Genomic DNA, 9,286 nt, shown 5'->3' on the forward strand with positions numbered 1-9,286 from the left:
TCCATCTCCCATAAATCCAACTGTATGTCCATCATTTCTTAATGCTTCAACAATTCTTGTTTTTTGTGCTGGTGATAATTTTGCGAAGACATCTACTTCTTCAACACATTTTTTAAGTTCCGCATCGTCCATTGCTTCAACCATTTCACCAAGAATGATATTGTTACCATTTAGTCCCACTTGATTACAAATATAACGCGTTACTGCATCATTATCACCTGTAAGTACTTTTACATTAACACCATACTCATGCAAAGCATTTAGGGCATCTTTTGTACTTTCTTTAGGTGGATCAAAGAATGCAAGATATCCAAGTAGAACCATCCCTCGTTCATCATCTACAGAGATAACACTATCAATTGAAGGTAAATTTTTATGAGCAATTCCTAATACTCTAAATCCTTGTTCATTATATTCATAACATCGATTTAAAATCTCTTTTCTTATTTCATCTGTAAGTTCTTCAATACTATCTGCATATTCTGCATGAGTACAAATTGACAACATCTCTTCAATTGCCCCTTTTGTAATTAATTGTACTGACTCATTAGTTGTATTTTCTACAACAACACTCATTCTTCTACGATTGAAGTCAAATGGAATCTCATCAATCTTTTTATAGTTATTGAAAAGATCTTGTTGTTCACTATCTTGAACATGATTAATAATTGCTATATCCATTAAGTTTTTTAATCCGGTTTGATAATAACTATTAAGGAAGCCATGTCTTAAGATACGATCATCTTCTTGCCCATGTATATTCAAATAATATTTTAAGCTCACTTTATCTTGTGTAATCGTACCCGTTTTATCTGTACATAATACATCCATTGCACCAAAATTCTGAATCGCATTTAATTTTTTCACAATAACTTTTTTCTTAGACATTGCGATTGCACCTTTTGCAAGATTTACTGATACAATCATTGGCAACATTTCTGGTGTTAATCCAACGGCTACTGACAATGCAAATAAGAAAGCTTCAAGCCAATTTCCTTTTGTAAAGCCATTTAACAATAATACGACAGGTGCCATAATCAACATGAATCGAATAAAAATCCAGGAAACCGAATTAACACCTTTTTCAAAACTAGTAATTACTGGTTTTTCTTGTAATTGGTTAGCAATATTCCCAAATATTGTATTACTACCTATTGTAATAACAATAGCTTGGGCTGATCCAGAAATAATATTGCATCCCATAAAAACTAGGTTATTTGCTTCAAGCGCTTGTTTGGGTCTTTCATTTAATGTTTCACCATATTTTTCTACTGGTTCACTCTCACCAGTAAGTGAAGATTGGCTCACAAAGAAATCTTTAGCTTGAATTAATCGTGCATCAGCTGGAATAATATCCCCTGCAGATAAATGCAAAATATCTCCAACAACTAATTCATCCATTGGAATTTCCATTTTGATTGACTCATGATTATCAAGTCGTTGAACCGTGATTTTTGTCTCTACAAGTTCAGTTAGTTTTTCAACTGCTTTTGAACTTTTATATTCTTGCATAAAACTAAGCACAGCTCCTAGCAATACCATAAATACAATAATTGATACAGCCGCATAATCTTTTGTAAAAAATGAAATCACAGCTAAAATAATTAATACAATTGAAAAAGGATTTAATATAGAACTAAGTAATAATTTATACCATGGTTGTTCTTTTTTATGTTGAAGTATATTTTCTCCAAACTCTTCTCTAGAAGATTCAACTTGTTTTTCATCATAACCTTCTACTGTATTGTTGTAACTTTTTAGTAAATCTTTCACATCTTGAGTTGTTGCATTTAATAATTTTTCGTTTACTACTTTTTCTTGTTGAGTAACTAAACTTATTATTTTCTTTACCATTTTTTTATCCTCCTCTTTTTCAAGAGGCGTCGTCAATGGAATTATAAATTAAAATTCAGACAGTAATTCAAAAGATGGTTGACTGAAAACTAGGTATATAAAACACATGACTTTTTGCCTCTGCTGATCACTATTACAACTATCCGGTTTACTCATATCAACCACCTCCTTTATGTAAAAAAGTCCCTATCGGATAACGATAAGGACTCATTGAAATCAAAAAGTACATTACCATTCAAGCTTTAACTCCTTAGGGCAATGTAATTGCGTTATTCTATGCCTTGAATTCGACATAGACTGTTAACCTTCTCACTGTGTCTCCACAGCTCCGCGGCAGCAATCCGTATCCCTAAGGTAGCCTCACCTACCGATACACTTTCTTTATATAACTTATTCACGTACTTGTCAAATCATATACTAATTAAATTCGATATGTTGACCCTTTACTTCAAATATTGTGTGTTCACAAATGTTTTTTGTATGCTCACCAGCACGCTTTAAATTTCTTAACATACCCATGATTGGAATTATATCTTCAACCATTTCTTGTTTTTGAATACGATCTTGAAGTATTTTTAATATTTCATCAAAAATACGATCTATTTGAAGATCTTCTTCTGGGATGCTCATTGCCCACACTGCATCAGATTTGCTGTAGCTATCCATTGCATGATCAATCATTGTTAAGAAAGCATCACCAAGTTCTCTAGCTTTTTTCGCAAGTTCTGGATCAAGTTTTCCATCACGTACCACGAATCCAGCAATACTTTTTGCATAGTCTCCAATACGTTCTAAATCAGATGAAATTTTGATACCTGCAATTACTTTTCTTAAGTCGCTGGCAACAGGTGAAAGTAATGCTAAAGCTTCAATCGCTAAATCATTGATTTCTTCCTCTGCACTATTTACAAACCCATCCATTTCGATAACTTTTAAAGCAATATCTTTATCTCCTGTTTCAATAATATCCAGAGCTAATGAATACATATCTTCAACACGTTTAGACATTTGCATAACACATTCTTTAATTCTGTTACATTTATCATCTAGTTTAATCATTATCCGAATCTCCCTGTTATATAGTCTTCTGTTCTTTTATCGGTTGGTGTACTGAAAATTGTTTTAGTATTATCAAATTCAATCACTTCTCCAAGTAAGAAAAATGCGGTGTAATCACTGATACGTGATGCTTGTTGCATACTGTGTGTAACAATAATAATTGTATACTTTTCTTTTAACTGTTCAATAAGTTCTTCAATCTTAGCAGTCGCAATTGGATCTAGTGCTGAAGTAGGTTCATCCATTAAAATGACCTCTGGCTCCATCGCAATACAACGTGCAATACATAAACGTTGTTGTTGCCCACCCGATAAACCTAATGCTGACTCATGTAGACGGTCACTTACTTCATCATACAAAGCTGCTTGTTTAAGTGATTTAACTACAATTTCATCTAATTTCTTTTTATCTTTCAATCCTTGACAACGTGGCCCATAGGCAACATTATCAAAGATGCTCATTGGAAATGGATTTGGTTTTTGGAATACCATACCAACCTTAGTACGTAAATCTACAATATCCGTTTTAGAAGAATAAATATCAATGCCATCTTTATCAATTAAGCCATCAATTTTGCATCCTTCAATTAAATCATTCATTCTGTTTAGACAACGTAGAAATGTTGACTTACCACATCCTGATGGTCCAATAAACGCTGTTACTTTATTTTTATAAATATTCATTTGAATCTTCTTTAGCGCTTGTTTTTCACCATAGTATAAATTCAAATCTTTTACTTTAAAACATGTTTCCATAATATCCCTTCCTACGCGAATTTCTTCGTAAATCTCTTCGCGATTGCTTTAACGACGAAATTCAAGACTAATACAATAATTAATATGATAATTGAAATTGCACTTGCTAATTGGAAATTAGGTTGTTCACCTGACATAAATGACCAAATCATTACTGATAATGATGTGCCTTGACTAAGTAGTGATGGAGAGTCATTGATAAATGTTCCCATTGTATAGATAAGTGCCGCAGATTCTCCGATTACTCGTCCTATTGATAATAATATACCAGTAAGAATACCATTAATTGCACAAGGCAACACTACTTTAAATATTGTTTGTGACTTAGTTGCTCCTAATGATAAACTTCCATCTCGTAAGCTTTGTGGAACAACGATTAATGCTTCTTCAGTCGATTTAATAATTGTTGGTAATAGAATGATTGACATTGTGAGTCCACCAAGCAAAATACTTGTTGTTGTTGCTCCTAATAATTGTGTAATTGGAAATAATACTGTAACACCCATTAAACCATAAACAATACTTGGAACTCCTGTTAGTGTTTCGATTCCTTGGCGAATTAATTTATTAAATTTATTTTTTGATGCATATTCATGTAGATAAATTGCACTCGATACTCCTATCGGCAAGGCAATAAGTAGAGAAATTACTATTAAGTATAATGTTGTAATTAAACTACTGCGGATACCTCCACCAAGTGTTTTAAAATACATACTAGTAATCGATTGTGCTCCATCAATATTTGCAATTACCGTCGCAGCATCTTGTGACATAATCTTTCCTGTGAAAGTCGCGGTTCCATCTGCGGTTATAATATCAATTTTTTGAACAGAGTATCCCGTTTCTAATGTAATTTCACGATTGTTTTGTCCTGCAACAGCACTTGTCATTGTTTTAAGTGGTGAATCAGGATGAATATATGTTACTTCTAATACTTTTTCTTTTTGTGCATTTACGCTATCTTTAAGTGCTATTCCCCATTCAATAGAATAAACACCTTCAACTTCTTGGGTTAATGGATAATCACCTGCTTGTTTTTCAACATTACCAAGTAAATTTTGGCTCCAATAATTATTTTTTATAAGATCCCAGTTTAGTGTAGAAAATCCTTGTGAGAATAAAAACCATAATACAGCTCCTAATACAAGTATACTAACACCACTTGCAAAATAGGTAATTGAATTCAAAAATGTATCTTTTGCTTTTACTTTCTTTTTCATTACATATTACCTACTTTCCGTTTCACAAGATTAAGAATATAGTTACTTGCAAAGATGACAACCATCAATACAAGTCCAACTGAGAAACGAATGTCATAGTCTAAGCCTGTTGTTTCTTTCAAACCAGCCAACATTGTTGTTGTCAGTGTTCTTGTGATATCAAAAGGATTAAATGTTGGTCCAAATAATTTATTTCCGGCAACCATCGCTACTGCTGTCGCTTCCCCAAAAGCACGGCCAATTCCTAGGATTGCTCCTGCAAAAATACCTGACTTTGCAGCTATTAATACAATTTTAAAGTTTGTTTGAGTTTTAGTTGCACCTAATGCAAGTGAAGCTTGTTCTAAGTCTTTATCTACAGCTTGGATTGCTGTGATTGATAAAGAGGCAATTGTTGGAAATATCATAATTGCAAGCAAGAGAACAACAGCCAATAAACTGGATCCTCCGGCTGTTGTAACACCAAAGAAAGATGCAATTTGGCGAACAAATGCGGTAATAAGACCACTCGCAAATACCCCATAAACAATGCTTGGAATACTTGCAAGTAATTCAACAACTGTTTGCATAAATTTACTTAATCGTTTAGGTGCTATTTTTGCTATAAATAAGGCGGTTAATACTGATATTGGGAAAGAAATCAGCAATGCTGCAAAAGCACTTACAAATGTGTTAATAACAATAAACCCTACCCCATAAATCCCTTTATCTTGACGATATGTCAATCCAAATAGGAAATCGAACAAATTTACTTGTCCATATTCATATCCACTTAAAAATGGCGAAATTCCCTTTGTGAAAACAAAGAGAACTAATAGTATTATGAAGCTGCTTGAAAGCACAGCCATCGCCATAAAGAAGTATTTATAAATGGAATCAAGAGTTTTGTTTTTCTTGATATACTTCTTATTTGTTTCCATACTAACCTACTTAATTGCGCTGTAATCAGTTACATTTCCTGAAAAAATGTCATTTAATTGAGCAGCTGTAATATCTGTTAAAGAATTAGCTTTATTTACTACTGCAACTACTGCATCAATACAGTATACACCGCTTGCCATTGAAGTAGTAACATCTTCTTCAGCTTTGAAGTTTCTTGAAGCAAATCCGATATCAGCAGCGTTTGCACCATCTTTTTCTTCACCTAATACACGTTTGTAACCATCACCTGAACCTGTTTGATTCATTGTGAATTGGAAGTTACCTGCCATTGGTTGGAAAGCTTCTAATGCTGCTTGAAGTGTTTTTGATACTGATGTAGATCCAGCTGTTACAAGTGTAATACCTGAATTATCTTGTGCTACTATTGGATGATTTTTAGCTAGTTCAGCCCATGGTGTACCTTTAGTTACATCCACGATACCATGTTGACTTTCAACAACTGCCATACCTTCAGTAGAATTAGTAATAAAATCGATGAATGCTGCAACTAATTGTTCTTTTTCATCTGATCCAAAGTCACCTGCTGCACGAGTAACATAAGCAAATGGACGTTGCATTGAATATGTTCCATCAAGTACTGTTTCAACAGTTGGTGTAACACCTTCATAATTAAGTGGTGTTAATCCACTAGCTTCAAAATCCGTTGATAATGATACATAACCAATACCATTTACATCTGCTCCAACTTTTGTAGCCATGTCACCATTTGATGATACTTCAATCGCGTTTGCAGTTAGTTCTTCAAGACCAATTGCACCTTGGAAAGCTTCGCGAGTTCCACTACTACTGTCACGTGTGTAAACATTAATTGTTGACCCACCTGTTGTTCCTGTTGCTGGTGTTGCTGTTCCCTCTGTATTTGCTGGTGCTGATGAGCAACCTGCAATTAACATACTTGCTAAAATTAAGCTTAATATTTTCTTCATTTGTCTTTCCCTCCAGATACCGACTTGGTACATGTATAGATTAAGAAAGTATTATTAAATTTAGATGCTATAAATGTTAAATCTATGTAAAATTTAAAAATGCCCTTATTTTTTAAGGGCATTCTCTGCTTTATCAAAAAGTTCACGCAATATCTTCATCAAAAAATAAGATAGAACAGTATAACATATTACAAATATTACAAGTGATTCATTCAATGCGGTAATTCCAATAAACTTTTGTGCAACAATAAATGCAACACCTAATAATACTTGCATTGTAATGATTATTGACACGCGATATTTAGTGAGTGGTGTATAGACAAAATAAAGTGTTGATGTATATAAAATACCAGTTTGAATTGCATTAAACGATGATATCATTGTTTCTGGAATCTTAAAGATTGTCGAGAAAACAATTCCTGTTAATATTGCCATTGCAATAATAAATGCTGCCGGCAATGCATTTCTAAATGCTACGCGTAAAAACTTTTTATCTATTCTTCCAAAACTTGGTTCAAATTGTAATAAAAATGTTGGAATTCCTACCGCAAACATACTAATTACTGTCAGTTGTATTGGTTGGAATGGATAAGTATCAGCTAATATGATTGTAAGAATTGCCAGCATTACAGAAAAGCCAGTTTTTACTAAAAACATACTGGAAGCACTTCTTATATTATTAATAACGCGTCTTCCTTCTTTTACAACAAATGGTAAATGACTAAAATCTGAGTCCAATAAAACGATATTCGATACATTCTTAGTTGCATCACTACCTGAAGCCATCGCAATAGAAACATCTGCTTTCTTCAATGCTTGTACATCATTTACGCCATCACCTGTCATCGCTACCGTATGCCCAGCCTTTTGGAGTGCATCCACCATAATTTTCTTCTGACCAGGTGTAACTCTACCAAATATATTCTTTTCAACAATTGCTTGACGAAGTTCATCTTCATTTAATTTTGATGCATCTACCCAAAATTCAGCTTTTTTAATTCCCACTTGCTTTGCAATTGATGCAACTGTTACAGGATCATCACCTGATATTACTTTACATTCGACATCTTGTTCATAAAAATATCGAATAGTATCTTTAGCATTACTACGAATAGAATCTTGAATCTTGATTAAACCTAAAGGAATACAATTAAGATAAGAATCATTTTTGCGATTCACTCCTAGAATTATGACACGATAGCCTTCTTCAGCAGCTTCTTTCGCCTTATCCAAAACTTTTTTATTTTGTGGAAATAAAATTTGTGCTGCACCTAAATAATATGTACCTTCATTCTTTACAGTAATAGCACTATATTTTCTATCGGATGAAAAGTCTTCTTTATTAATCACTTCTAAATCTTTTCTTTGTTCAAAAGCTGCTGCTAATGCTGTTGCGGTTGCATTGCCTTTTGAAAAAATTCGTACATAGTTTCCTAATACTTTATCAAAATCAAATTCTTCGAATTTTTCGCTTTCAATTACCTTCATTTTTCCTTCAGTAATTGTTCCTGTTTTATCTAAACAAAGAACATCTACACGTGCAAGTGTTTCAACACAATACAATTCTTGAACAAGTGTTTTTTGATTAGCTAAGCGAATAACACTGATTGCTAAGGCAACACTTGTCAAAAATACAAGTCCTTCTGGTATCATTCCAACTAATGCTGCAACTGTTCTTACTATTGCTACCTGAAGTGTAGATTCAAGACGATAATATTGATTATAAAATAACAACAATCCCACTGGTACAATAAGAACACTAATAACTTTCAAAATAATATTTATACTTTTCTTCAATTCTGATTGATGAGTTTTATATTTCTTAGCTTCACTTACTATTTTTTGTGCATAATTATCTTTACCTACATGGATTACTTTACAAACAGCTTCACCTGAAGTTACAAAACTTCCACTTAATACAGATGAACCCACTTCTTTTAGTTGTGGTAAACTTTCCCCAGTAAGCAAGGACTCATTGGCTTCTATTTTCCCATCTAAAACAAGTGCATCACTTGGTATTTGCATACCTTCTTTTAAAATCACACAATCATCTAGGACAATTTCATCAACACGCACTTGGCTTTCAATACCATCTCTAATAACATCAATTTTATTAACAGTCACTATAGCTAGTTTATCCAATGTTTGTTTGGAACGTATTTCTTGAACAATACCTACTACCGTATTCGCAAGTATCGTAAAAAAGAATAAACCATTTCTATATGATTTAACCATTAAAATCAAAATAAATAAAATTACGTTAATTAAATTAAAAAAAGTAAATATATTAGAAAAGAAAATATCTTTATAACTTCTTGTTATACGCGATTCAAGGGTATTAATTTTGCCAGCTGTGATTCGCTCTTGAACCTCTTTTTGTGTTAATCCTTTTTCCACGAAATCACCTCGGTGTTATTATATCATGCTACAACGAAAAAATGTTTTAAAAGCTAATCCCTTCTTATTTTTTAACTTATCTTTCTATCAATATTACGCTTATAAAATTAAAAAATGAGAGTTCTATTATTCT

At 32.9% G+C, this 9,286-nt stretch carries 7 protein-coding genes and 1 riboswitch; all 7 genes read right to left on the reverse strand.

The genetic code is table 11. The features are described from left to right. Window positions 1–1,854 (reverse strand): magnesium-translocating P-type ATPase (gene mgtA, locus RSB60_RS09330; RefSeq protein ID WP_332615935.1); only part of this gene is annotated, 1,854 nt, incomplete at its 3' end. Between the two features lie 220 nt (window positions 1,855–2,074). Then, window positions 2,075–2,233: riboswitch (M-box (ykoK) riboswitch) on the reverse strand. 38 nt (window positions 2,234–2,271) lie between these two features. Then, window positions 2,272–2,913 (reverse strand): phosphate signaling complex protein PhoU, encoded by a 642-nt coding sequence (gene phoU / locus RSB60_RS09335; RefSeq protein WP_323380754.1) that lies wholly within the window; start codon window positions 2,911–2,913, stop codon window positions 2,272–2,274. After that, on the reverse strand, window positions 2,913–3,668 hold the full coding sequence (gene pstB, locus RSB60_RS09340) for a phosphate ABC transporter ATP-binding protein PstB (protein ID WP_323380755.1): 756 nt from the start codon (window positions 3,666–3,668) through the stop codon (window positions 2,913–2,915). The genes phoU and pstB overlap by 1 nt, the downstream gene beginning before the upstream one ends. A gap of 11 nt (window positions 3,669–3,679) precedes the next feature. Then, on the reverse strand, window positions 3,680–4,888 hold the full coding sequence (gene pstA / locus RSB60_RS09345) for a phosphate ABC transporter permease PstA (RefSeq protein ID WP_332615938.1): 1,209 nt from the start codon (window positions 4,886–4,888) through the stop codon (window positions 3,680–3,682). Then, window positions 4,888–5,808, reverse strand: coding sequence for a phosphate ABC transporter permease subunit PstC (pstC, locus tag RSB60_RS09350; protein WP_323380757.1), 921 nt, complete (start codon window positions 5,806–5,808; stop codon window positions 4,888–4,890). Before pstC ends, pstA begins: the two co-directional genes overlap by 1 nt. 6 nt (window positions 5,809–5,814) lie before the next feature. Continuing rightward, window positions 5,815–6,756, reverse strand: a complete 942-nt coding sequence (locus RSB60_RS09355; RefSeq protein WP_332615940.1) for a substrate-binding domain-containing protein — start codon at window positions 6,754–6,756, stop codon at window positions 5,815–5,817. Between the two features lie 105 nt (window positions 6,757–6,861). Then, a complete protein-coding gene (locus tag RSB60_RS09360) occupies window positions 6,862–9,153 on the reverse strand; it encodes an HAD-IC family P-type ATPase (RefSeq protein ID WP_332615942.1) in 2,292 nt (763 codons plus the stop codon). Window positions 9,154–9,286: the final 133 nt, after the last annotated feature.

Origin of the sequence: Anaerorhabdus sp., from assembly GCF_036657415.1 — a bacterium.
In the GTDB taxonomy this organism is placed as follows: domain Bacteria; phylum Bacillota_I; class Bacilli_A; order Erysipelotrichales; family Erysipelotrichaceae; genus Anaerorhabdus.

Coding starts and splice junctions, on each gene's coding strand:
- phoU (WP_323380754.1), bottom strand. CDS start 2,913: ATGATTAAACTAGATGATAAATGTAACAGAATTAAAGAATGTGTTATG.
- RSB60_RS09355 (WP_332615940.1), bottom strand. CDS start 6,756: ATGAAGAAAATATTAAGCTTAATTTTAGCAAGTATGTTAATTGCAGGT.
- pstA (WP_332615938.1), bottom strand. CDS start 4,888: ATGAAAAAGAAAGTAAAAGCAAAAGATACATTTTTGAATTCAATTACC.
- pstB (WP_323380755.1), bottom strand. CDS start 3,668: ATGGAAACATGTTTTAAAGTAAAAGATTTGAATTTATACTATGGTGAA.
- pstC (WP_323380757.1), bottom strand. CDS start 5,808: ATGGAAACAAATAAGAAGTATATCAAGAAAAACAAAACTCTTGATTCC.